Annotated in this window: 2 protein-coding genes; both read left to right on the top strand. The window is 35.9% G+C overall.

Annotation, left to right across the window (positions count from 1 at the left end; translation table 11 throughout):
• Window positions 1–9: 9 nt before the first annotated feature.
• Window positions 10–150, top strand: coding sequence for an HTH domain-containing protein (locus tag DV740_RS15385; RefSeq protein WP_012744350.1), 141 nt, complete (start codon window positions 10–12; stop codon window positions 148–150).
• A gap of 26 nt (window positions 151–176) precedes the next feature.
• Window positions 177–827, top strand: a complete 651-nt coding sequence (locus DV740_RS14620; protein ID WP_118088426.1) for a hypothetical protein — start codon at window positions 177–179, stop codon at window positions 825–827.
• The last annotated feature ends 622 nt before the right edge of the window (window positions 828–1,449 follow it).

Here is a 1,449-nt window from a genome sequence, read left to right on the forward strand (position 1 = left end):
ATAGCAAAAATGGCTGGTGTTGAGGAAAATGATATTGACAGGCTTTTAGCCAATCCACCAGAAAAGATTGAAATCGAAGTAAAGTATAAAATTGCTGTGACGGTTATGGAACTGCGATTTTGGCTAAAAGATTGTGAATCACCGATATAATCGGGATTTGTGAGTAGAGGGCACTTATGAAAAATAAAAGTATCAATCAAGTTTCCATAATAAATGGTGAAGATGGTCCCACAAGTGTTTTTATATTTGGAGAAGCTCAAAAGCAATCTCTAAAGATTAGAATCCGAAATGCTATCTATCAATCCAGACGAAAAAGGATAGAAAAGAGAATAGCGGCCAACCCGCATACCCTTGCGGAAGTGGTGCAATACGCAAAGGATCATTATGATTTAGTGGAAATCAATCCTGCCGCAACAAATTGGATAGAACGACAGAAAAATCTAAAAGCTAGTTTGATTATGCAGCATAAACCAGAACTTTTGGGCCAAAGGAAGGATATTCCAAAACCAGATTTTCATAATGAAGAATCTGTTAAAAATTTTTTGAATGAAATGGAAATTAGAAATAAATTGATTGACCAAATGCCTGATAATGTAATTCCCATGGATTTTCATTTATATGAAATAAAAATTGGTGAGGATTTAATGGAAATAGAGGTAGATTATACCTGGAATATATTTGGAATATCTTACTCTGGAAATAAGTCGGTCATAAAAAGGTTTAAGAAAATAGCCAGAGATTTATATTGTTATTATGGTGTCAGTGAGGAGGATATAAACAACCGGACAAAAAGATATTCTTCACTGGTAACGGAATTGAGTTCATAAATAAGCAGTTAATTTAGCAACAACTTGTTGCAGATTCTAAAGTTATCTTGCATAATTAAAATATAAAAGATGTATATAAGGTCGGAACAGAGACCTTAAACCTGTTCCAGTGGTCTGGATGGAGACCGAAAACCCATTCCCATTGCGGAATAAACTGCAAATACAGTGATCGCGTTGCAGAAACCTGTGAGGCCTGCGACCGGGGGAGAACCTGCGGGGACTCCTCTTTTTTATATTATGGAGATGGTGTATATGCAGAAGATGCTTGATTTTATAACATAGAAGAGAGTACGTGTAATGCGGAGTAAATAATGGTCAAAAAACAATCGACATCCGACTTCACACACGTTATGATATAGATAATCTAATAAGAAAACAGTGTTATCATTACCGCATATTCAGTGAGAATGGTAGCCATAAATATGAATTCGCAGGAACGGAATGGTTGAACCCTCAGGGTGACAGTGTCACTCATTTGTCAGCGAGAGGTGCTTAACTTGGATGATTTTCAGTTTTCTTATTTTGACATGGATTTACAGGAAAGTCAGTAAAATCAAGTTGTTGCTTGACTTATGTTGACCAAGAAAAACATAGATTTTCTGTAGTGACTTGAACTCCTAAG

Origin of the sequence: Roseburia sp. AF02-12, from assembly GCF_003461765.1 — a bacterium.
Classification (GTDB): domain Bacteria; phylum Bacillota; class Clostridia; order Lachnospirales; family Lachnospiraceae; genus Roseburia_C; species Roseburia_C amylophila.